The following is a 22,322-nucleotide window of genomic DNA, read 5'->3' as shown; positions in this document are numbered from 1 at the left end:
TCTGTGGCATCAATCCTGTGCGGGCTGTAACGGATCGAGGATTGGTCTTGACCAAGGGTGGGCGCAGGCCTATGGTCGCAGGGATAGTGCAGGAACCTTTAATAAACAAGGGCGCTAAAAGGCCGCCGGTGAACGGCGATTGCGGAGGACAGGGTGGGGACCACGCAGCTCGAAACGGTGCCGGAGCCGAAGTACTGGCATCTGAAGACCGTGCTCAGTGAGGCGCTCGACTCCGAGTTCGCCGTGGGGGAGATCCTGCCGAACGAGCGCGAGCTCGCCGCCCGCTTCGGCGTCGCCCGCGCCACGCTCCGCCAGGCACTCGAACAGCTCGAACTCGAAGGCAGGCTCCAGCGCCGCCGCGGTGTCGGCACGACCGTCGCCCCGCCGCGCATGGGCGTCGCCGTCGGATCCGCGCAGGGCACCTGGCCGGGCGCGGCCGGTGACGCCTGGCAGCCCGCGGACTGCGCGCCCGCGACGCCGCCCGCGGCCGTCGCCCGCATGCTGGGGACCCGCCCCGACGAGCAGGTCCACGTGGTGCGGCGCACCCGCGTCTCGCAGGGCCAGCCCGTCGCCGCCGAGCTGCTGTACGTCCCCATGTCGTCGGTCGCCGAGCTGACCGGCATGGACGCACCCTCCGGAGCCGCACGCGCGCGTGTCATCCTGCGGGAGCTGGCACGGCACGACCTCGAGGGGCAGGACCGGGCCGTCGAGCTCGGCTCGGCCCGCGCGGACGACGCCAAGGCGCTCGACCGGCTCCCCGGAGCGCCGGTGCTCCTCGTGACGACCCGCTTCTTCGCCGAGGGCGGCACGGCCGCCGTCTCCGTGGCGACCTACCGCGCGGACACCTGCCGCCTCACCTTCGGCGACTCCGGCGGCGTGGAGATCCACCACGGCCCGGAACGCCGCGCTTCCTGACCTCGCCTTCCCGGCGGCGGCTTCCTGCGGGGAGCTCTCCCGGACCTACGCGTCGACCGCGCTTGGCGTGCCATGTTCCGGGTGCGTGGTTTTCGGCCGTGTGTCTTCGCTTGTGGTGTGTTGGCGGGGTGGTGCTTCCGTCGTCGCCGAGGCGTTCGGGGCGCTCTCCCTGGCGTGCGCGTTGCATGCGTCCGGCGGATGACGTTCCGTGGGCGTAGCGGCCGTGTCGCCGTCGGCGCTCGCGGATTCCGAGGGCGCCACTTGAACCTATGCGGCTACCGCGCTCGGCGCGCCACGTGCCCGGCGCGTGGTTTTCGGGCCGCGAGTCTCCTCCTGCGGCGTATTGGCGGGGTGGTGCTTCCGTCGTCGCCGAGGTGTTCGGGGTGTCCTCCCTGGCGTAGGTGTGAATGCGTCTGGCAGGTGACGTTCCGTGGGCGTAGCGGCCGTGTCGCCGTCGGCGCTCGCGGATTCCGAGGGCGCCACTTGAACCTATGCGGCTACCGCGCTCGGCGCGCCACGTGCCCGGCGCGCGGCTTTGCTGCCGAGCGCCTTCCCCCGCTGTGTCCCGGCCGCGGCCGCGTTCACTTGCGCGCGGTGACCGTGCCCTGCACGGCGAACAACTGCTCCTCGACGTGGTCGAGCGCCAGACGCAGCGCGCCCGTCGCCACCGCGGCCTCGCCGAGCACCGACAGCGCCACTCGGGGCGGCCGCAGGCAGTAGCGCGCCAACTCCCGGTGCAGCGGCTCCAGCACGCCGTCGAGCCCCGCCGCCCAGCCGCCCACCACGACCAGCTCGGGGTCGAGGGCCAGCACCAGGGCCGCGACGTCGTGCACCAGACGCTGGATGAAACGCTCCACGGCCGCCTGCGCCCGCTCGTCACCCTCACGGGCGTCCGCGAAGACCTGGGCGACCGCCTGCTCGTCCAGCGGGTGCAGCGGCTCGCCCGTGGTGGAGAGCAGCGTCTCCGGAGTGACCTCACGGCCCAGCAGATGCAGCGCGCCGATCTCGCCGGCCGCGCCGCCGAAGCCGCGGTGCAGTCGCCCGCCGATCAGCGACCCGGCCCCGGGGCTCAGCCCCGCGAGGACGAACACCACGTCGTCGGTGTCGGTCGCCGCCCCCTTCCAGTGCTCGGCGACGGCCGCCGCGTTGGCGTCGTTCTCCACGAGGACCGGGCACTTGAAGGAGCGGCGCAGCCGCTCGCCGAGCTGGAGGCCCGTCCATTCCGGCAGCGCCGTGCTCAACCGCACGGTGCCGTCCGCCTCCAGGATGCCGGGGCTGCCCACACCGACCGCGCGCAGCGAAGTGCGGGCTATCCCGGCCCGGCGCAGCAGCTCGGCGACCGTGGTGCGCAGGCGTTCGAGCCGCTCGTCCGCGGAGGCCTCCTCGCAGACGTCCTTCGAAGCCGTCCCGAGCACCGTGCCGTCCAGGTCCGACAGGAGGGCCGCCACCCGGTGCGGCCCGACCTCGAGGCCCAGCAAATGGCCCGCCTCCGCCCGGAAGCGGAACTTCCGGGCAGGCCGGCCCTGGCGCCTGGCGCCGCTCTCCTCGGCCGCGGACTCCACCACGAGCCCGGCCTCGATGAGCCCCTCGACGACCCCCTCGACGGTGGGCCGCGAGAGTCCGGTCACTCGGGTGATCTCCGTGAGCGTGGCCAAATCCGCGGCGCGCAGCGCGTGCAGCACCACCGCGGAGTTGATACGCCGCAACAGAGAGGGGTCCCCGCCGGTCAGCTGCCCCAACGTCCGTCCTCCCAGCTCGTGCGCATGATGGCCGGATCGTACTCGTAGGACCGGGCAGCGGCGAGTGCCGGGCCCGCATTCACCCTGCGCACAGCCGTCATCCCACGCCGGACGGGACCGGATCCGTGCGCGGCGACGCCCGCCCGCGGCCGGTCCCGATCCGTGGCCGCCCCCGGCGTCGATCACCCCAGCGGAAGCTCGACGCGCACCCGCCACTCACCGTCGTACGGGCCGGTGGGTCGCCCGCCCACCGAGCAACGCCGCCCGCTCCCGGATGCCGCGCAGCCCGCTGCCACTGCCCCCGGTCGCACCGCTCGCACCGGTCAGCGCGTTGCGTACGTCCATCACCAGACGCGCCTCGTCGAGGGCGCACCGGCACCGGGCCGCAGTGGCGCAGTACGTTCGTCAGCGCCTCCTGGAGCATGCGGTAGCCCTCCCGGGACACCGGCCCCGGCAACCGCTCCACCGGACCCGTCACCTCCACGTCAACGGTCGCCCCGAGGCACGCGCCGAGTCGAGGAGGCGTCCGGCATCGGTGAGCGAGGGACGGCCGCTCGCGGGCCGCCCGTCCTCCCTGAGGACGCGCAGGACGCGCTCCAGGTCCTCCAGCGCGGCCCCGCCGGTCTCCACGGCGTCCAGCGCCCGGTCGGTGAACTCCGGGTCCGCCGCGGCCTTGGCCGCGCCGGCCTGGACGACCGCCACGGTCAACGCGTGCCCGGTGGAGTCGTGCAACTCCCGCGCGATGCGGTTGCGTTCGAGGAGCTGTTCGGTGCGCTCCTCCAGCGCGGCGAGGCGCCCGGCGGTGGAGGGGCCGAGGAGGCGGTGGGCGGCCAGGGCCATCAACCGGCCCGCCACCACGATCAGTACGAGCTCCGCCACCACCGGCAGGAGGCTCAGAGGCACACCGGCCCAGCCCTGGGGCGCCGCTTGAAGCAAGCGCCCCTCGTCCCGCGCGGCCGCCTCGGTCGTCCCCAGCATGGCCAGCGAGAGCCCGAAGAGGTGCACCGTGGCCAGAGCCATGGCGCAGCCCACCTCCAGGCGCAGCACCAGCCACACGGCGGTCCTGCCACGGTCCCGCCAGGAGGCGGACGGGGCCACGGAGATGGCGGGATGCTCCGCGCCGTCCGCCACGCGCGTGGTCGCGCCGGGGAACAGCATCATCCGCGCCTGGAGTCCCTCGGCGCGCCGCATCGCGGGCACCATGGCGGCGGCCACCACCACCAAGGGCACGGGCAGGAGCGGCAGGAGGACCCAGTCGCCGAAACGTGGGCCGCGAGAGCCCCGGGTAGATGGCGGCACAGATCCAGGCGACCGCCGAACCCATGAGGATGTGCAGCCACCGCGTATAGGTGACCGCACGCGTCAGAGGTCTCACAAAGCCCGGCATGGCGCCATCGTGCCAGGTGGGCCGCGCCGCCCGGCCACCGGTGGACCCCCCCGGGCCGCGGGGCATGACCGGTTGTCAGTGGCGCCCGCTTTACTGGACGTCATGAGTACCGCACAGCATCTCGCCGTGATCGACCTGCTGCGCTCCCGGGAGTTCCCGGCGGAGCACGGCAGGTCGGAGTGCGGCTCCGAAGGACCCGGTTACCACATCGCCGAGTTAATGACGAGCGACACGTTCTGGGAGGACGACGGCTCTCAGCGGGACATCGTCGAGGAACAGTATGAGGCCGAGCGGGACGGTCTGACGGTCCTGCTCGGCGACCGCTGGGGACCGCCCCAGCGGTTCAGTCTGGCGAGCCTCTTCGAGCGCACCATGGAGGCGGCCCTCGGGGCTGATGGCGACGGCGAGGCCGAGGAGATACCGGAGCCGTGGGCCCAGCTCAGCTCGTCCGTGCCGGACCTGCACCTGTGGCACGTGGACGGCCGCTGGATAGCCCTCGGCGTCGCGCAGTGGGACAAGGAGCTGCCCTTCCAGCTCCTCGCCGTAATCACGGAGACCGACCCGCCCTGAGGCCTGCCGAGCGGACGGCGCGTCAGCCGCGGCCCGGGGCCTGGGCGTCGGCTTCCTCGAAGAAGCGGGCCACGTCCGCCTCCGTCACCTGCTCCAGCCGCGCGGGCGACCAGCGGGGCCTGCGGTCCTTGTCGACGACCTGGGCCCTGATGCCCTCGGGGAGGTCGGGCGAGCCGAGCGCCGCACAGGACACGCGGTACTCCTGTTCAAGGACGGCCTCCAGGGAGGGCAGTTCGCGCGCCCGGCGCAGTGCGGCGAGCGTGACCTTCAGGGAGGTCGGGGACTTCGTCAGGATCGTCTCGGCGGCCTCCTTCGCGTGTCGGTCACCGACGGCGTGCAGCCGGGCGACGATCTCCTCGACGGAGTCCGCGGCGTAGCAGTGGTCGATCCACTCGCGGTGCGCGGCCAGTTCACCCTCCGGGACCGCTTCGGCGTACTGCCGTACGGCTTCGGACGCCTCACGGTCGGCGAGGGCGGCGGTGAACTCCGCCAGACGCTCGGACGGCACATAGTGGTCGGCGAGGCCGCACAGCACCGCGTCGCCCGCGCCCACCGCGGCGCCGGTCAGCGCGAGGTGCGTGCCGAGCTCACCCGGTGTGCGCGTCAGGAGATAGGTGCCGCCCACGTCGGGCACGAACCCGATGCCGGTCTCCGGCATCGCGACCCGGGAGCGCTCGGTGACCACCCGCACGCTGCCGTGCGCCGACACTCCTACGCCACCGCCCATCACGATGCCGTCCATGACGGCGACGTACGGCTTCGGGTAGCGGGCGATACGGGCGTTGAGGCGGTACTCGTCGTGCCAGAACGCGGCCGACGCCGCCCTGCCGCCCGCCCTCACGTCGTCATGGATGGAACGGATGTCGCCGCCCGCGCACAGCCCCCGCTCGCCGGCGCCGGTGAGCACCACCGTCGCCACCGAAGCGTCGCCCTCCCAGGCGTCGAGGGCCTCCTCCATGAACCGGACCATGGGGTGGTTCAGGGCGTTGATGGCCCGCGGCCGGTTCAGGACTAGGTGCCCGGCGCGGCCCTCGCGGCGGAGCAGGACGGGCGCGGTGTCAAAGAGGGCGCCCCGGGTGGCGCCGGGAGTGGCGTTCATGGTGCGGAGGGCTCCGTTCCGTGAGGGCCGTGCCCCTGGAACGCGTCCAGGATCTGCTCGGCGGCCGAGGTGGCGGTCAAGGTCCCCTCGCGGACGCGCTGTTCGAGGTCCGGCGTCACCCGCTGCACCTCGGCGTGCGCGCGCAGCCTGCCGAGCAGCTCGTCCCGCACCATCGTCCACGTCCAGTCGACCTGCTGGTCGCGGCGCTTGGCGGCGAGACGGCCGGTGGAGTCGAGCAGCGTGCGGTGCTGTTCGAGCCGCTCCCAGAGGGTGTCCAGGCCACTCGACTCCCGGGCACTGCACGTGAGCACCGGAGGCGTCCACGCCGCGTCGGCCGGGTGCATCAGACGCAGCGCGCCCGCCAGTTCCCGCGCCGCCGAGCGGGCGTCCCGCTCGTGCGGACCGTCCGCCTTGTTCACGGCGATCACGTCCGCCAGTTCAAGGACGCCCTTCTTGATGCCCTGGAGCTGGTCGCCCGTGCGGGCGAGGGTCAGCAGCAGGAACGTGTCGACCATGTTCGCGACCGCCGTCTCCGACTGTCCGACACCCACGGTCTCCACCAGCACCACGTCGTAACCCGCCGCCTCCATCACCACGATCGACTCCCGCGTCGCCTTGGCGACCCCGCCGAGCGTCCCCGCGGAGGGAGACGGACGGACGAACGCGGCGGGGTCCAGCGAGAGCCGCTCCATCCGGGTCTTGTCACCCAGGATGGAGCCGCCCGTGCGCGTGGACGAGGGGTCGACGGCGAGCACCGCGACGCGGTGGCCGAGCGAGGTGAGCATCGTGCCGAGCGCGTCGATGAACGTCGACTTGCCGACCCCCGGCACGCCGCTGATGCCGATCCGCCGCGCCCGCCCGCTGTGCGGGAGCAGCTCGGTCAGCAACTGCTGCGCGAGCGCCCGGTGCTGCGGCCGCGTCGACTCGACGAGGGTGATCGCCCGCGCGACGTACGCGCGCTTCCCGTCGAGGACGCCCTTCACATACGTATCGATGTCGATCGTCACAGGCATGGGTCGGCGCTCACCGGCTCACAGGTCGTGGCCGAGGTCGGCCGCCAGTCGCCGCACCAGGTCGTGCGCCGCGTCCGGGATCACTGTGCCGGGCGGGAACACCGCCGTGGCGCCCGCCTCGTGCAGCGCCTCGACGTCCTGCGGGGGGATCACCCCGCCCACGACGATCATGATGTCGTCGCGTCCCTCGGCGGCCAGCTCCTCGCGCAGCGCCGGTACGAGGGTCAGGTGCCCGGCGGCCAGCGAGGAGACGCCCACGATGTGCACGTCGGCCTCGACGGCCTGGCGGGCGACCTCCGCCGGGGTCTGGAAGAGCGGGCCGACGTCGACGTCGAAGCCGAGGTCGGCGAAGGCGCTCGCGATCACCTTCTGGCCGCGGTCGTGCCCGTCCTGGCCCATCTTGGCGACCAGGATGCGCGGGCGGCGCCCCTCGGCCTCGTCGAACGCGTCCACCAGGGCGCGCGTGCGCTCCACGGACGGGGACTGGCCTGCTTCGGTGCGGTACACACCGGAGATCGTACGGATTTGGCCCGCGTGCCGCCCGTACACGCTCTCCAACGCGTCGGAGATCTCACCGACCGTGGCCTTCGCGCGGGCCGCGTCGACCGCGAGCGCGAGCAGATTGCCCTCAAGGCCCTGGCCCGGACCGCGCTCGGCCGCCGCCGTCAGGGCGCGCAGAGCGTCCCGGCAGGCGTCGTCGTCGCGCTCCTCGCGCAGGCGCCGCAGCTTCTCGATCTGCTGGGCGCGCACCGAGGAGTTGTCGACCTTCAGGACGTCGATCTGCTCGTCGGCGTCCACGCGGTACTTGTTGACGCCGATGACGGGCTGGCGCCCCGAGTCGATCCGGGCCTGGGTGCGCGCGGCGGCCTCCTCCACGCGCAGCTTGGGGATGCCGGCGTCGATGGCCTGCGCCATGCCGCCCGCCGCCTCGACCTCCTCGATGTGCTGCCAGGCGCGGCGCGCCAGGTCGTACGTCAGCTTCTCGACGTACGCGCTGCCGCCCCACGGGTCGATCGTCCGTGTCGTCCCCGACTCCTGCTGGATGAGCAGCTGGGTGTTGCGGGCGATGCGGGCGGAGAAGTCGGTCGGCAGGGCGAGCGCCTCGTCGAGGGCGTTCGTGTGCAGCGACTGGGTGTGGCCCTGCGTCGCCGCCATCGCCTCGACACACGTGCGCGTGACGTTGTTGAACACGTCCTGCGCCGTCAGCGACCAGCCCGACGTCTGCGAATGCGTGCGCAGGGAGAGCGACTTGGCGTTCTTTGGATCGAACTGCTTGACGAGCTTCGCCCACAGCAGGCGCGCCGCGCGGAGCTTGGCGACCTCCATGAAGAAGTTCATGCCGATCGCCCAGAAGAAGGAGAGCCGGGGCGCGAACGCGTCCACGTCCAGGCCCGCCTCCTGCCCGGCCCGCAGGTACTCCACCCCGTCGGCGAGCGTGTACGCCAGCTCCAGATCGGCCGTCGCACCCGCCTCCTGGATGTGATAGCCGGAGATGGAGATGGAGTTGTAGCGCGGCATCTTCTGCGAGGTGTACGCGAAGATGTCGGAGATGATCCGCATCGAGGGCTTCGGCGGATAGATGTAGGTGTTGCGGACCATGAACTCTTTGAGAATGTCGTTCTGAATGGTCCCGGCGAGCTTCTCGGGTGGTACGCCCTGTTCCTCGGCCGCCACGATGTACAGCGCCAGTACGGGAAGCACGGCGCCGTTCATGGTCATCGACACCGTCATCTTGTCCAGCGGAATGCCGTCGAAGAGCTGACGCATGTCATAAATGGAGTCGATGGCGACGCCCGCCATGCCGACATCACCGGTCACGCGCGGATGATCGCTGTCGTAACCGCGGTGCGTCGGCAGGTCGAAAGCGACCGAAAGGCCCTTCTGCCCGGCCGCGAGATTGCGGCGGTAGAAGGCGTTGGACTCCTCGGCGGTGGAGAAACCCGCGTACTGCCGGATCGTCCAGGGCTGGTTCACGTACATCGTCGGATAAGGGCCGCGCAGATACGGGGCCACACCCGGATAGGTGTCCAGGAAGTCCAGGCCCTCCAGGTCGGCGCCCGTGTACAGCGGCTTGACCCCGATGCCCTCGGGGGTCTCCCACAGCAGGTCGCTCTCGGACCTGCCCGTGGACTCCTTCACCGCGGAGCGCCACTGCTCGTGCGAGCCCTCGGCGTCCGCGCCGGGGCCGAGATCGACGGAGGAGAAGTCGGGGATGCGCATTACGCCACTCCCATGCGGTCGAGGGTGGAGGAGAGGACGGCCACGGCGTCACAGCCCGCGAAGACGTGCGCGTCGACGCCGTCGTACGCGCCGCGTCCCGCGAGGAACACCCGCTCCGCGCCCGCCGACTTGAGCGCCTGGGCGACCGCTTCGGCCTGTTCGGCGTAGAGAGCGTCGCTGGAGCACAGGCACGCCACCGTCGCACCGCTGGCCTTGAAGGCGTCGGCGGCCGTCGTCGCGTCCACCGTCGCCGGCTCGTGCACGGCCTCGATGCCGCCCGCCTGGAAGAGGTTCGCGGCGAAGGCGGCCCGCGCGGTGTGCGCCGCGGCCGGACCGAGCCCGGCGAGGAACACCTTGGGGCGCGCGCCCGTCGCCGCCAGATGGGCGTCGGAACGGGCCCGCAGCGCTTCGTACGCCTCGTCCCGGCGCACCCGCGGCAGGCCCCCGGAGGGTGTGGCCGGTGCGGTCTCGCGCTCCACGGGCCGCTCGTCCAGGTTCGGGAACTCGCTGACGCCCGTGATCGGTTCGCGTCGCTCGGCGAGCTTCTTGCCGCGCGCCGCCCAGGTGGCGGCGAGGCGTTCGCGGATCATCCCGGAGCGCAGGGCCGCCGCCTGGCCGCCCGCGCCCTCGATTTCCCGGAAGAAGTCCCATGCCGCATGGGCCAGTTCGTCCGTCAGCCGCTCGACGTACCAGGAGCCGCCCGCCGGGTCGATCACGCGGGCCAGGTGCGACTCCTCGATGAGGATCGTGGAGGTGTTGCGGGCGATGCGGCGCGCGAAGGCGTCCGGCAGACCCAGCGAGTGATCGAACGGCAGTACGGTGACGGCGTCGGCGCCGCCGACCCCGGCGCCCAGGCACGCCACCGTCGTGCGCAGCATGTTCACCCACGGGTCGCGGCGGGTCATCATCACCGGCGAGGTCACGGCGTGCTGCCGCTGCGCCCCGGCGGCAGGCGCGTCGCACACCTCGGCGACCCGCGCCCAGAGGCGGCGCGCCGCACGGAGCTTGGCGATGGTCAGGAACTGGTCGGCGGTCGCCGCGTAACGGAACTCCAGCTGTGCGCACGCCTCTTCGACCGACAGCCCGGCCTCGGTCAGCTCCCGCAGGTAGGCGACGCCCGTGGCGAGCGAGGCGCCCAGCTCCTGCGCGGCCGAGCCGCCCGCCTCGTGGTAGGGCAGCGCGTCCACGGCGAGGGCCCGCAGCTGCGGGTACTCCCGCCCGCACAGCCGGGCGAGTTCGACGGCCTCGGCCGGGTCCGATGCCTCGCCGGAGCGGGCCTCATGACCGAGTACGTCCGCGCCGAGCGTGCCGCGCGCCGACTCCTTGGGGACGCCCGCCGCCTCGTACAGACGTAGCAATTCACGCGCCGCCGGGGCGAATTCGCCGCCGGCGTCGAGCGCGACCGGGGCGAGGTCCAGATAGACGCCGTCCAGCGCCCGCGCAAGGCCGGAGACCGGTACGCCGTGGGCGCCGACGCCGAGCCACAGCGAGGTGACGCCGTTCTCCAGGTCGCCGAGCACGGCTTCGTTCGCGCGGGCGGGATCGGTGCTCGCGTGGCGCTGGCGCACGTCCCAGCCGGTGGGGGCGGTGCCACCGGGTGTGGCGCCCCGTACGAAGGGGGCGAAACCGGGATGGCCGACAGCGGGCGCGGCGTCACGTGAGGTGTACAGGGGGCGGGTGGTGAGCCCGTCCTCGAGCGCGGTGGACAGTGCTTCCTCGGCGGCCGTGCCCGATACGTCCTTACCCGACTTGCGCAGCACGCCTTCCACAAGGCGCTGCCACTGCTCATGGGTCGCATCAGGGAACTCGGCGGCCAGGGAAAGCCCGTCGTCAGGCAGGACCGTCATGCCCTGATGCTAGGGCGCAACCCATGGCACGCGGTGCCATCAAGGGCTGTGACCTTGCCCTCTTCTGAACGCTCTTGATCTCGAACGAGCGGGCGGCTAGTGCCGAGGGTCGCCGACGGGCAGCGGGCGCCCGCCCGGCAGCTCTCAGACGATGACGCGCGACGCACGCTGAGGCCGCGCCGCCGCATCTCCGGTGGCGTAGCGCACGTACTCGCGATGCAGCCGGAATCCGGAGTTCCAGGCCAGCAGGCGGCTGGGCCGGTTGTCCCGCCCGCACGACCAGCTCGCGGTCCGGCCGCGCGCGGTGATGTCCGCGCACAGCGAGGTGACGCAGGCCGACGCCAGGTGCTCGCGGCGGCGCTCGGGGAGGGTGAGCACGGCGATGTCCTCGTAAGCCGTGCCGACGAAGTAGCCGCAGGCGACGGCGGCGAGCCGGCCGCCCCGGTCCACCGCGCCCCAGGCGTGCCCCGAGCCGGCGAGCCCCGCGGGTCCGCCCCAACTGGCGTGTATCCATGCCCCGTCGGGGGAGAGGGCGGCGAGTGCCGGGGCGTCGTGGGACTCCAGGCGGCGGACGGTCACCCCCCGCGGGAGGCGCGGCGGGGCCACGGACTCACGGTGGACGTAGACCATGCGTTCGACCGGAATCACCCGATCGAAGGCGACGCCGAGCACGGGCAGGAAGCGGACGGGTGCCTCGACGTGACTGTGCGCGAAAGGGGCCAGGAAGGCCGGGGTGACGCTCCCCGGATCGCCGCTCAGCAGGACCCGGCCCGCGCAGGAGACCGCCACCGCGCGCGGTCTCAGGGCGTGGTCGCCCCACCAGGCGCCCACCCCCGTGGCCGTGACGTGCTCGTGCAGGGACGCGGGCCCTGGAGCCCCGGCGGTGAACCAGCCGGGTGCGGCGGGCAGGCGGTGCGGGGGAAGCTCGATCATGAACGCTCCTCCGGGTGAGACCTTCGAGTGAGACCTTTGAGTGAGGCCCTCGGGTGAGGCCTTCGGGTGAAAAGCGCCGCGTCACGGGACGAACCGTGCGCGCGGCGTCCGGCCGTCCCCTGCCGGGTACCCTGTGCGCCCGCCGCCAGTATCGCGTCAGGGAGGGGCGTCGACACGTCAACAACGCGTTATAGGGGGTCGGTTGGCACTCCGTGCCGGGCATAACGTCTTCGTGTACCGCAGGTGTTCTTCTGCCCTTCCCCTTCGCTCCACTGGAGGAGCCCCATGGCCGAGCTTCTGTGCGACGACGACCCCGAGCCCTGTGAACCCGGCCCGGCCGGGCCCCTGTTCGTCCCCGTCCGGCCGGGACCCGCGGGCTGCGTGGCCCGCCTGCGTAGGCCGCACCGCCTCGCGTTCCGCACACCGTGGCGAGCGCACCGCCGTCGCACCTCACCGCAGCGCCTGCGACGGTGTGGCGCCGCCCGGGACGCGCCGCGGATCATGGGCGCGGACCTCGGCGAACACTCTGCTGCCCTCCGCCCCGCAGGGGCGTCAGCCGCCGCCCCGACCGCAGCCGCCCCCATCCCCGGTGCGGACCTGTCCGTCTGGCCCACGTCCACCACACCGCTCGCCCACGGAGACCTGGCCGTCGCCGGGGTGCCGCTCACCGAGGTCGCCGAGCGGTTCGGCACCCCCGCCTACCTCCTCGACGAAGGCGACGTACGCGCCCGCTGCCGCTCCTATCTGCGGGCCTTCGAGGGCGCCGAAGTCCTGTACGCCGCCAAGGCGTTCCTGTGCCGCGCGATGGCGCACTGGATCGCCGAGGAAGGCCTCGGCCTCGACGTCTGCTCGGCCGGGGAGCTGGAGCTCGCCGTCACCACCGGCTTCCCCACGGACCGCATCGTGCTGCACGGCAACGCCAAGAGCCCCGGCGACCTGCGCGCCGCGCTCCGCCTCGGCGTCGGCCGCATCGTCATCGACAGCGCCTCCGAGATCGCGCGGCTGGCCGCCGCCGTCCCACCGGGCAGCCGCCAGAAGGTGCTGGTCCGGGCGGTGCCGGGCATCGCCGCCGGCGGACACGCCAAGATCCGGACGGGCACGGACGACCAGAAGTTCGGCCTGTCCATCACGGACGGCTCGGCCCAGCACGCCATCGCCCGCATCCTGGGCCGGCCCACGCTGGAACTGGTCGGCCTGCACTGCCACCTCGGCTCGCAGATCACCACGGAGAAGCCGTTCCTGTGCGCGGTGCGCCGCCTGGTCGGGCTGATGGCCCGGATCAAGGACCAGCACGGGGTCACCCTGCCCGAACTGGACCTCGGCGGCGGGCACGGCATCGCGTACCGCCCCGGCGAGGACGCGCTCGATGTCGCCTCCCTCGCCCGCAAGGTGCGCGCCGAGCTGACCGAGAGCTGCGCGGCGGCGGGTCTGCCCGTCCCGCGGCTCGTGGTGGAGCCGGGGCGGGCCATCGTGGGGCCCGCGGGGGTGGCGCTCTACCGGGTGCTCGCCGTCAAGCGGACGGCCGGGCAGACGTTCGTCGCGGTGGACGGCGGGATGAGCGACAACCCGCGGCCCGCCCTGTACGGCGTGCGGTACGCGCCCCGCCTGATCGGCAGGCGCTCCGCATCCAGTGCGGAACCGGTGACGGTGGTGGGGCGGCACTGCGAGGCGGGCGACATCCTCGCCTCCGATGTCCGGCTCCCCGGCGACGTACGCCCCGGGGCCCTGCTCGCCGTCCCGGTCGCGGGCGCGTACCACCTGTCGATGGCGTCCGGGTACAACCTCGTGGGCCGGCCGCCCGTGGTGGCGGTGGCCGACGGCCACGCCAGGCTGCTGGTCCGCCGTGAATCGCTGGAGGACTTCCGCAGCAGGGACGTGGGCCTGTAGGGCTCGGGTCGGCAGAAGAACGGCGGTCCGGGGCATCGCGCCCGGGCCGCCGCTCACGACATGTCTTAGAGAATCGCGCCCGGCGTGTAGGCCGCGGCCTCCGGGTGCTCCTTCAGGAGGGCCTCGATCCGCGCCACCACCGTGGCGACCTGGTCGCTCGCCGCCCCGGTGAAGGACAGCTTGTCGGCCATCAGCTCGTCGAGCTGGGCGCGGTCCAGCGGGATGCGGGAGTCCGCGGCGAGCTTGTCGAGGAGTTCGTTGCGCTCGGCGCCCTGCTCGCGCATGGCGAGCGCGGAGGCGACCGCGTTCTCCTTGATGGCCTCGTGGGCCTCCTCGCGTCCGACGCCCGCACGCACCGAGGCCATCAGGACCTTGGTGGTGGCGAGGAAGGGGAGGTAGCGGTCCAGTTCGCGCGCGACGACCGCGGGGAAGGCGCCGAACTCGTCGAGCACGGTCAGGAAGGTCTCCAGGAGACCGTCGAGTGCGAAGAACGCGTCGGGCAGGGCGACGCGGCGCACGACCGAGCAGGAGACGTCGCCCTCGTTCCACTGGTCGCCCGCCAGCTCGCCGGTCATCGAGGCGTAGCCGCGCAGGATGACGGTGAGGCCGTTGACGCGCTCGCAGGAGCGGGTGTTCATCTTGTGCGGCATCGCGGACGAGCCGACCTGGCCCGGCTTGAAGCCCTCGGTGACCAGCTCGTGGCCCGCCATCAGGCGGACCGTCTTGGCCAGCGAGGACGGCGCGGAGGCGACCTGCACCAGGGCCGTCACCACGTCGTAGTCGAGGGAGCGCGGGTAGACCTGGCCGACCGAGGTGAAGGCCGTCTCGAACCCGAGGTGCGCGGCGATGCGCTGCTCCAGGTCGGCCAGCTTCCCGGCGTCGCCGCCGAGCAGGTCGAGCATGTCCTGGGCGGTGCCGACCGGGCCCTTGATGCCGCGCAGCGGGTAGCGGGCGACCAGCTCGTCCAGCCGGCGGTACGCGACGAGGAGCTCGTCGGCGCCGGTCGCGAAGCGCTTGCCCAGCGTCGTCGCCTGCGCGGCGACGTTGTGGGAGCGGCCCGCCATGACCAGCTCGGCGTACTCACCGGCGAGCTTGCCGAGCCGGGCGAGGACCGCGACGGTGCGGGAGCGGATCAGCTCCAGGGAGAGCCGGATCTGGAGCTGCTCGACGTTCTCGGTGAGGTCGCGCGAGGTCATGCCCTTGTGTACGTGCTCGTGCCCGGCGAGGGCGTTGAACTCCTCGATGCGGGCCTTCACGTCATGGCGCGTGACCTTCTCGCGCTCGGCGATGGAGGCCAGGTCGACCTGGTCGAGGACGCGCTCGTAATCGGCGATCGCGGCGTCCGGCACCTCGATCCCGAGGTCCTTCTGCGCACGCAGCACGGCGAGCCAGAGCTGACGCTCAAGCTTCACCTTCTGCTCGGGCGACCAGAGGGTGGCGAGCTCGGCGGAGGCGTAACGTCCCGCGAGGACGTTGGGGATACGGGGCTTTGCAGGCGCAGCAGTCACGTGTACGGATTCTACTGGCCATTCATGCAGGCCAGCGCCACGCCCCCGTTCGTCGGAAGCTACGAGAGCCCATCGGGGGTCGCTACGGGAGCGGCCCGTCGTAGGGCAGCAGCTCCGGACGCTTCGGCGGGCGGCCGTCGCCGGAGGAGCGGCCGGTGAGGCGGCGGACTATCCAGGGCGCGAGGTGCTGCCGGGCGAAGCGGGCGTCGGCGACACGGCGCGCGGCCCAGTTCAGCGGGACGGCGGCCGACAGGGGGGTCCGCCAGTCCTCCTCGGGCGGATGGCCGAGCGCCTGCCACACCGCCTCGGCGATCCTGCGGTGCCCCTCGGCCGTGGGGTGCAGCCGGTCCACGTCCCACAGGCGCTGGTCGCCGAGGACGGGCGCGCCGTAGAGGTCGACGACGACCGCGCCGTGCCGGGACGCCAGGTCGTCGACGTGGGCGTAGAGCTCCTCCATGCGCGTGCGGAACCGTTCCATCACCGGACCGTTCCGCCCGGGGCTGCGCATCAGGACCAGCTGCTTGCAGGAGGGGGCGAGCCGTTCCACCGCCTCTTCGAGCAGGTCACGTACGCGGTTCATGTCGCACTTGGGGCGCAGGGTGTCGTTGAGCCCGCCCACCAGGGTCACCACGTCGGCCTGCATCGCGGCCGCCACGTCCACCTGCTCGGCGACGATCTGGCCGATGAGCTTGCCCCGCACCGCGAGGTTCGCGTAGCGGAAGCCGGGGTTCTGCGCCGCCATCCGCGCGGCCAGGAGGTCGGCCCAGCCGCGGTAGCTGCCGTCGGGCAGCAGGTCCGACATGCCCTCGGTGAAGGAGTCGCCGACCGCGACGAGACTGGTGTAGTTGGCATTCATCTGCATGGCGAAAGCGATGGTAACGCGCCCGCCTGGGGCGTCGGCGAGGGGCAGGGGAGTGGGAGTCCACGCGCTCGCCCCGCTCACGGTCGGGCTCGCGACCTGCCCATGCGGTCACAGCTTCCGCCGAGCCCGGCGAAGTGATCTGTTTCACACCCTGTCACAGCGGTCGACGGTGCGGTGACTCATGGCCGAACAGCCGCAAACGGAGGAGGCACCATGACCGGGAACACACATGTGGTCGTGATCGGTGGCGGGTACGCGGGCGTGATGGCCGCGAATCGGCTGACGCAGCGCGACGACGTGACCGTGACGCTGATCAACCCGCGCCCGGAGCTCGTCCACCGGGTCCGCCTGCACCAGCTGGTGGGCGGGTCCGACGACGCGGTCGTCGCCTACCAGGACGTGCTGGCCGGGCGGGTCCGGCTGGTGGTCGACACCGTGACGCGGATCGACGCGGCCGCGCGCAGCGTGACGCCGGCGGCCGGCGCCCCGCTCGACTACGACTACCTGATCTACGCCGTGGGCAGTGGCAGCGCGGAACCGAGCGTGCCCGGCGCCGCCGAGTCCGCCCACCCGATCGCCACCCTGGAGGAGGCACAGCGGCTGCGCGCGGTCCTCGACGCCACGCCCGCGACGGCCCCCGTGACGGTGGTCGGCGCCGGCCCCACCGGCATCGAGACCGCCGCCGAGCTGGCGGAACAGGGCCGCCGGGTGACGCTGGTCTGCGGCGGAGTTCTCGGCCCGTACCTGCACACGCGGGGCCGGCGCTCGGTTGCGAAGCGGCTGGCCGAGCTCGGTGTGACGGTCATCGACGGCTCCGACGCGAAGGTGACGGAGGTGACCCGCGACGCCGTGCGGCTCGCCGACGGCCGTGAGCTGCTGAGCGAGGTCACCGTCTGGACCGTCGGCTTCGGCGTTCCCGACCTGGCCGCCCGCAGCGGGCTGAGTGTCGACGCCGTGGGCCGCCTGCTCACCGACGAGACGCTGACGAGCGTGGACGACGCGCGCATCCTGGCGGCCGGGGACTCGGCGGCACCGTCCGGCCTGCCGCTGCGGATGAGCTGCCTGAACGCAACGCCGCTGGGCGCGCGGGCCGCCGACACGGTGCTCAGCCGACTCGCCGGTGAGCAGCCGAAGAGCCTTCACCAGTCGATGTACGCCCAGTGCGTCAGCCTGGGCCGAAACGCGGGCATCTACCAGTTCGCCAACAGGTCCGATGTCGCGGTGTGGTTGCACATCGACGACGGCCTGGCCGCAAGGATCAAGGAAATGGTCTGCAAGGGCATCCCCAAGCACCTGGCGGGAGAGGCGCGCAAGCCCGGTTCGTTCAGTCTGCACCGCATGCCGGGCGGTGTCGCCAAGCGCAGGCAGCTGCTGCGCGCCCACCGTGCCGAGGCACCGGCCGCCGCCGACCGGGCGGCCTGAAGCGATGAAGGATGAAAGAGGACGAGAGTTGGGCGACGACGTCACGGATCCGGCGACCGAGGCGTTCCTCGCCCACCGCAACCTGCTCTTCACCGTCGCCTACGAGGTACTCGGATCGGCGGCCGACGCCGAAGACGTCCTCCAGGAGACCTGGCTGCAATGGGTCAAGGCCGACCGGGGGCAGGTGCGCGACCAGCGCGCCTGCCTGGTCCGGATCACCACGCGCCAGGCACTGAACCGGCTGCGCACCATGAAGCGCCGCCGGGAGGCATACGTCGGCCCCTGGCTGCCCGAGCCGCTGCTCACGGCGCCGGACGTGGCCGAGGACGTCGAACTGGCCGAGAGCATGTCGATGGCGCTGATGCTCGTCCTGGAGACGCTGTCACCGACCGAGCGTGCCGTCTTCGTGCTGCGCGAGGTCTTCGACATCGGTTACGACGAGATCGCCGCCGCGGTCGACAAGAGCCCCGCGGCCGTCCGCCAGATCGCCCACCGGGCCCGCCGGCACGTCGCTGCCCGACGGCCCCGCCAGGCGGTCTCCTCGAACGAGAGCCAGGCGGTCCTGATGTCGTTCCGGTGTGCCGTCGAAACCGGGGATCCGCAGGCGCTCCTCGATGTGCTCGCCCCGGAGGTCGTCCTGATGAGCGACGGCGGCGGCATCAAACACGCCGCGCTGCGGCCGGTCACCGGCGCGGAGCGGGTGGCCCGTATGTTCGCCGGCGGCATCAGAAAGGTCGAGGGCACGATCACCACCGAACCGACCGTGATCAACGGCAACCCGGCACTCCTCGTCCGCCTGGACGGCGAGATCGACGGCGTCATGGCGATCAGGGTCGAGAACGCCCTCGTCACCGGCCTCTACTACGTCCGCAACCCCGAGAAGCTGTCCCATGTCACCTCCGCGATCCCGCTCACTCTTCGGCACTGACTTCTGCGCTGAACCCCAGCGGACTCGATCTCGTATCAGGAATCTCGGGCCAGGCATCTCGCTTTATGAAGGGAAGCGGTTGATGACTGTGACGGAGCAAGGGGCGACGGAGCAAGGAACGGTCTCGCTGGCCGGGAAGGTGGCGGTCGTGACCGGAGCGGGGTCCGGGATCGGCGCGGCGACCGCGGCAACACTGGCGGCGCGGGGAGCACGGGTGTGCTGCGCCGGACGTAACGTCGAGCGTGTCGAGCGGACGGCCCGGAAGATCACGGCCGCTGGTGGCGAGGCGTTCGCGATGCGGGTCGACGTGGCATCGCCGGAGGACAACGACGCGATGGTCCGCGAGACGGTGGCCCGTTACGGCGCCGTACACATCGCACATCTCAACGCTGGGACCGGGCACTGGGCCGGCGTCCTGGAGTACCCGTTGGAGGAGTGGGACCGCACGATGGCGGTGAACCTGCGCGGTGTGCTGCTCGGGTTGCAGGCGGCGGGGCGGGCGATGCGCGCGGTGGGTGGTGGCTCGGTCGTGGTCACCTCGTCGGCGGCCGGGCTCACCGGTGTCCGGATGTCGTCGGCGTACGCGGCGTCGAAGCACGGTGTGATCGGCTTGGTCAAGTCGGCCGCGCTGGAGCTGGGGCCGGTCGGTATCCGGGTCAACACCATCTGCCCGGGGTACGTCGCCAGCAACGACCTCCTGCGGAAGATGGGCTAGGAACTCGACATCGCGAGCCGATTTCCCCTGCGCAGGCCGGGGCGCAGTGAGGAGGTCGCCGACCTGGTCGCGTTCCTGGCCGGTGACAGCGCGTCGTTCGTCACCGGCAGCGTGTTCACCATCGACGGCGGCTGGCTGGCCGGCGGCATCGACTTCTAGGAGAGCCGCGGTCGGCGCCGCCGAGGCCGGGGCGAAGGGCCCCGGCCTCACGGAACAGCCCGCTCCGGCACGATCCGCCGCTCCCGGAAGCCGGGCGGGGCGGGCCGGGCCGAGGCGGGGTAGGCCCACGACGGTCACACGGGCTGGCCGAACAGCTCCCGCAGCACGTCCTCCATCGTGACCATCCCGGCGAGCCTGCCGTCGGAGCCGAGCACCGCCGCCACATGCGTACGGCTGCCCCGCATCGCGGTCAGCACGTCGTCCAGCGGTGTGGTCTCGCGCACCTGGGCGATCTTCCGCATGTCCGGCACCCGGAACGGCAGGTCCCGCGGCGCCCGGTCCAGGGCGTCCTTGACGTGCAGGTAGCCGACGATGCGACGGCCGTCGTCGACGACGGGGAAGCGGGAGAACCCGGACTCGGCCGAGAGGCTCTCCAACTGCTCCGGGGTGACGCCCACGCGCGCGTAGACCACGTCCTCCAGCGGCAGGACGACGTCCCTGACCGGCCGACGGCCGAGCTCCAGCGCGTCGTGCAGCCGCTCCTGCGCGCGGTCGTCGATCAGGCCCGCGTCACCGGAGTCCTTCACCATGCGGGCGAGGTCGTCGTCCGAGAAGCTCGCCGAGACCTCGTTCTTGACCTCGACCCGCAACAGCTTCAGCAGGCCGTTGGCGAACGCGTTGATCGCGAAGATCACCGGCCGCAGCGCGCGTGCGAGCGCCACCAGCGGCGGCCCGAGGAGCAGCGCGGTGCGCACCGGCTCGGCGAGCGCGATGTTCTTGGGGATCATCTCGCCGAGCAGCATGTGCAGATACGTCGCCAGGGTCAGCGCGATGACGAACGAGATGGGGTGGACCAGACCGTGCGGCACCCCCACCCCGTCGAACACGGGCTCCAGGAGATGCGCGATCGCGGGCTCCGCGACGACACCGAGGACGAGCGTGCAGAGCGTGATGCCGAGCTGCGCCGCCGCCAGCAGCGCCGACACGTGCTTCAGGCCCCACATCACGCTCTTGGCGCGGCGGTCGCCTTCCTCCGCGCGGGGTTCTATCTGGCTGCGGCGTACGGAGATGAGGGCGAACTCGGCGCCCACGAAGAAGGCGTTGACCACGAGGGTCGCGAAACCGATCAGCAACTGGATGGCGGTCATCGGGCGTCCTCCGCCTCGTTCTCGGTCAGCGGGGCGTGCAGCAGTACGCGCGCGGCGCGGCGCCCTGTGGCGTCCGTGACGTCCAGGCGCCAGCCGCCGACCTCGACGCTGTCGCCGACGGCCGGAATGCGGCCCAGCGCGGTCGCGACGAGTCCGGCGAGCGTCTCGTAGGGCCCCTCGGGGGCCCGCAGGCCGACCCGCGCGAGCTGGTCGGTGCGCGCGGCGCCGTCGGCGGAGTAGAGCGTCCTGCCGTGGTCGTCCGTGCCCGTGAGGGCGATGTCGGGCGTCTCGTGCGGGTCGTGCTCGTCGCGCACCTCGCCGACGACCTCCTCGACGATGTCCTCCAGGGTGGCGACTCCGGCGGTGCCGCCGTACTCGTCGATGACCACGGCCATCGTGCGCTTGCCGGAGAGCCGGTCGAGAAGGCGGTCGACGGTCAGCGACTCCGGGACGAGCAGGGGCTCCCGCATCAGTTCGGCGACGGACACCCGTGGCCTGCGCTCGGCGGGCACGGCGAGCACGTCCTTGATGTGGGCGACGCCGACGACCGTGTCGAGGTTGCCGCGGTAGACGGGGAAGCGGGACAGGCCGGTCGCGCGCGTGGCGTTCGCGACGTCCTCGCAGGTGGCGTGCGTTTCGAGGGCCATGACCTGGACGCGCGGCGTCATCACGTTCTCCGCGCTGAGGTCGGCGAGGTTCAGCGTGCGCACGAACAGCTCCGCGGTGTCCGCCTCCAGCGCGCCTTCCCTGGCGGAGTGCCGGGCCAGCGCGATCAGCTCCTTGGGGCCGCGCGCGGAGGCGAGCTCCTCGGCGGGCTCCAGGCCGAAGCGGCGTACGGAACGGTTCGCGGTGTTGTTGAGATGCGCGATGAACGGCCGGAACGCGGCGCTGAACAGCCGCTGCGGCGTCGCCACCCGCTTGGCGATGGCGAGCGGTGAGGAGATCGCCCAGTTCTTGGGGACCAGCTCGCCGATGACCATCAGGAACACCGTCGACAGCGCCGTGCCGATGACCAGGGCCACCGAGGACGCCGCCGAGCGGGGCAGGCCCAGGTCGCGCAGCGGGCCGGAGATCAGCTTGGCGATGGACGGCTCGGAGAGCATGCCGACCACCAGGTTGGTGACCGTGATGCCGAGCTGGGCGCCGGAGAGCTGGAAGGTGAGGTTCTTGACGGCCTTGAGGGCGCCGGCGGCGCCGCGCTCGCCGCGTTCCACCGCCCGCTCGAGCTCGCTGCGCTCGACCGTCGTGAGGGAGAACTCCGCCGCGACGAAGACACCGCAGGCCACACAGAGCAGCACCGCCACGAGGAGCAGGAGCACTTCGGTCATCGGGTCACCTCCGTCCCATGATCGGGCAGGGGCGGAAGGAATGCGCGATGTCGGGTACTAGGAGGCTCGCCCATGGGCGGACGCTCACACCTTTCATTCGGATACGAATAGTGCGTCCATGGTAAAGGATCAGCAAAGGCGCTGTGGAACCACTGCCGGGACGCACGGCGGACTCAGTCCGTGAGGGGCTTCACCCACCGGCTCCACTGCGGTTCGGGGGCATATCCCGCCGCGCGCCAGGTGTGGTGGGCGAGGTCGTTGCGGTCCAGGACCATCGCGTCGCCGCGTCGCCCCCCGAGGCGTACGAAACGCTCCTCCGCGGCGGCCAGCAGCGCCGACCCCACGCCCTGGCGGCGGTGGTCCGGGTGGACGGCGAGGCGGTAGAGGTGGCAGCGCCAGCCGTCGAAGCCCGCGATGACCGTGCCCGCGAGGTGGCCGCCGCGCTCGGCGAGGATCAGCGCCTCGGGGTCGCGCGCGACCAGCCGCTCCACGCCGGTGCTGTCGTCGCTGATGCTCGTGCCCTCGGCGGCCACCTTCCAGAAGGCGAGCACCGCGTCCAGGTCCTCGGGCGCCGCGGCCCGTATCCGAAGATCGTCCATGGGTCCATCTCATCACCGGGCCGCGGTGTGCGGCCGGAGATTT

General features: G+C 72.3%; 16 protein-coding genes and 2 pseudogenes. 6 read left to right on the top strand and 12 right to left on the bottom strand.

Annotated elements, in window-relative coordinates:
* Positions 1 to 153 precede the first annotated feature (153 nt).
* A complete protein-coding gene (locus KKZ08_RS02580) occupies positions 154 to 915 on the top strand; it encodes a GntR family transcriptional regulator (protein ID WP_223772865.1) in 762 nt (253 codons plus the stop codon).
* Positions 916 to 1,496: 581 nt separating this feature from the next.
* On the opposite strand, the gene KKZ08_RS02575 is transcribed toward KKZ08_RS02580, so the two are convergent.
* Complete coding sequence (locus KKZ08_RS02575) at positions 1,497 to 2,654, bottom strand: ROK family transcriptional regulator (protein WP_223772864.1); 1,158 nt, start codon at positions 2,652 to 2,654, stop codon at positions 1,497 to 1,499.
* 182 nt (positions 2,655 to 2,836) lie between these two features.
* Positions 2,837 to 4,041 (bottom strand): annotated as a pseudogene (locus tag KKZ08_RS02570) (histidine kinase).
* Between the two features lie 102 nt (positions 4,042 to 4,143).
* Here KKZ08_RS02570 and KKZ08_RS02565 point away from each other — a divergent pair.
* Positions 4,144 to 4,611, top strand: coding sequence for a hypothetical protein (locus KKZ08_RS02565; RefSeq protein ID WP_223772863.1), 468 nt, complete (start codon positions 4,144 to 4,146; stop codon positions 4,609 to 4,611).
* Between the two features lie 22 nt (positions 4,612 to 4,633).
* Here the strand turns inward: KKZ08_RS02565 and KKZ08_RS02560 are convergent, their stop codons facing one another.
* From KKZ08_RS02560 to KKZ08_RS02540, 5 genes are all read right to left on the bottom strand, one after another.
* A complete protein-coding gene (locus tag KKZ08_RS02560; protein WP_223772862.1) occupies positions 4,634 to 5,710 on the bottom strand; it encodes an enoyl-CoA hydratase/isomerase family protein in 1,077 nt (358 codons plus the stop codon).
* The gene (gene meaB / locus KKZ08_RS02555; protein WP_223772861.1) at positions 5,707 to 6,723 is read right to left on the bottom strand and encodes a methylmalonyl Co-A mutase-associated GTPase MeaB; all 1,017 of its coding nucleotides are present in this window, start codon (positions 6,721 to 6,723) and stop codon (positions 5,707 to 5,709) included. The genes KKZ08_RS02560 and meaB overlap by 4 nt, the downstream gene beginning before the upstream one ends.
* An 18-nt stretch (positions 6,724 to 6,741) precedes the next feature.
* Positions 6,742 to 8,943 (bottom strand): methylmalonyl-CoA mutase, encoded by a 2,202-nt coding sequence (gene scpA / locus KKZ08_RS02550; RefSeq protein WP_223772860.1) that lies wholly within the window; start codon positions 8,941 to 8,943, stop codon positions 6,742 to 6,744.
* The gene (locus tag KKZ08_RS02545; protein ID WP_223772859.1) at positions 8,943 to 10,790 is read right to left on the bottom strand and encodes a methylmalonyl-CoA mutase subunit beta; all 1,848 of its coding nucleotides are present in this window, start codon (positions 10,788 to 10,790) and stop codon (positions 8,943 to 8,945) included. The genes scpA and KKZ08_RS02545 overlap by 1 nt, the downstream gene beginning before the upstream one ends.
* Before the next feature lie 144 nt (positions 10,791 to 10,934).
* Entirely contained in the window at positions 10,935 to 11,723 is a 789-nt protein-coding gene (locus KKZ08_RS02540) for a GNAT family N-acetyltransferase (protein ID WP_223772858.1), read from the bottom strand.
* A gap of 285 nt (positions 11,724 to 12,008) precedes the next feature.
* On the opposite strand from KKZ08_RS02540, the gene lysA reads away from it, so the two are divergent.
* Complete coding sequence (gene lysA / locus KKZ08_RS02535) at positions 12,009 to 13,610, top strand: diaminopimelate decarboxylase (protein WP_223772857.1); 1,602 nt, start codon at positions 12,009 to 12,011, stop codon at positions 13,608 to 13,610.
* 65 nt (positions 13,611 to 13,675) lie between these two features.
* Here the strand turns inward: lysA and purB are convergent, their stop codons facing one another.
* Together purB and KKZ08_RS02525 are read right to left on the bottom strand one after the other, a co-directional pair.
* A complete protein-coding gene (gene purB / locus KKZ08_RS02530; protein ID WP_223772856.1) occupies positions 13,676 to 15,118 on the bottom strand; it encodes an adenylosuccinate lyase in 1,443 nt (480 codons plus the stop codon).
* An 82-nt stretch (positions 15,119 to 15,200) separates the two neighbouring features.
* Positions 15,201 to 15,980 (bottom strand): SGNH/GDSL hydrolase family protein, encoded by a 780-nt coding sequence (locus tag KKZ08_RS02525; protein ID WP_223772855.1) that lies wholly within the window; start codon positions 15,978 to 15,980, stop codon positions 15,201 to 15,203.
* Between the two features lie 213 nt (positions 15,981 to 16,193).
* Here KKZ08_RS02525 and KKZ08_RS02520 point away from each other — a divergent pair, with 213 nt between their 5' ends.
* The 3 genes and pseudogenes from KKZ08_RS02520 (at position 16,194) to KKZ08_RS02510 (ending at position 19,204) form a co-directional block, all read left to right on the top strand.
* Positions 16,194 to 17,402 carry an FAD-dependent oxidoreductase gene (locus tag KKZ08_RS02520; protein WP_223772854.1) on the top strand — a complete coding sequence of 403 codons (1,209 nt, stop codon included), beginning with the start codon at positions 16,194 to 16,196 and terminating at the stop codon, positions 17,400 to 17,402.
* 4 nt (positions 17,403 to 17,406) lie between these two features.
* Complete coding sequence (locus tag KKZ08_RS02515; protein ID WP_223772853.1) at positions 17,407 to 18,330, top strand: RNA polymerase sigma-70 factor; 924 nt, start codon at positions 17,407 to 17,409, stop codon at positions 18,328 to 18,330.
* Positions 18,293 to 19,204 (top strand): annotated as a pseudogene (locus tag KKZ08_RS02510) (SDR family NAD(P)-dependent oxidoreductase). The gene KKZ08_RS02515 and the pseudogene KKZ08_RS02510 overlap by 38 nt, the downstream one beginning before the upstream one ends.
* 134 nt (positions 19,205 to 19,338) lie before the next feature.
* On the opposite strand, the gene KKZ08_RS02505 reads toward KKZ08_RS02510, so the two are convergent.
* The 3 genes from KKZ08_RS02505 to KKZ08_RS02495 form a co-directional block, all read right to left on the bottom strand.
* Positions 19,339 to 20,352 carry a hemolysin family protein gene (locus KKZ08_RS02505; RefSeq protein ID WP_223772852.1) on the bottom strand — a complete coding sequence of 338 codons (1,014 nt, stop codon included), beginning with the start codon at positions 20,350 to 20,352 and terminating at the stop codon, positions 19,339 to 19,341.
* Complete coding sequence (locus KKZ08_RS02500) at positions 20,349 to 21,680, bottom strand: hemolysin family protein (RefSeq protein WP_223772851.1); 1,332 nt, start codon at positions 21,678 to 21,680, stop codon at positions 20,349 to 20,351. The genes KKZ08_RS02505 and KKZ08_RS02500 overlap by 4 nt, the downstream gene beginning before the upstream one ends.
* 173 nt (positions 21,681 to 21,853) lie before the next feature.
* Positions 21,854 to 22,279, bottom strand: a complete 426-nt coding sequence (locus tag KKZ08_RS02495; protein WP_223772850.1) for a GNAT family N-acetyltransferase — start codon at positions 22,277 to 22,279, stop codon at positions 21,854 to 21,856.
* Positions 22,280 to 22,322 lie beyond the last annotated feature (43 nt).

Source organism: Streptomyces sp. 135, assembly GCF_020026305.1.
GTDB lineage: Bacteria > Actinomycetota > Actinomycetes > Streptomycetales > Streptomycetaceae > Streptomyces.
Note: the sequence above shows the minus strand (reverse complement) of the source record. Positions and strands in the feature narration are given on the sequence as shown.